This is a genomic window from Burkholderia sp. Se-20378 (assembly GCF_017104665.1).
GTDB lineage: Bacteria > Pseudomonadota > Gammaproteobacteria > Burkholderiales > Burkholderiaceae > Burkholderia > Burkholderia lata.
Window position 1 is genome coordinate 1 of record NZ_JAAGPG010001205.1, and the last position, 257, is coordinate 257.

Consider the following 257-nt stretch of genomic DNA (forward strand, 5'->3'; position numbering starts at 1 on the left):
TCCGAGCGAAACGAGTTCCTGCGCATACGCGAGGCCTTCGGCGAGCGTGTCGTCGCTGTGCGCGACGCGGTCGACCAGGCCCAACGCAAGCGCTTCGTCCGCGCTCACGTGCCGCCCCGTCAGCATCAGGTCAAGCGCGGCCTTCGCGCCGATCAGGCGCGGTGCGCGCTGCGTGCCGCCCGCGCCAGGCAGCAGGCCGAGCGTGACTTCGGGCAGCCCGAGCTTCGCGCCGGGCACCGCGAGCCGGTAATGCGCGG

1 protein-coding gene is annotated in these 257 nt (G+C 73.2%); it reads right to left on the reverse strand.

The window, feature by feature from the left end:
• Positions 1–257 (reverse strand): enoyl-CoA hydratase/isomerase family protein (locus tag G3N93_RS41020; protein WP_206135637.1); only part of this gene is annotated, 257 nt, incomplete at both ends.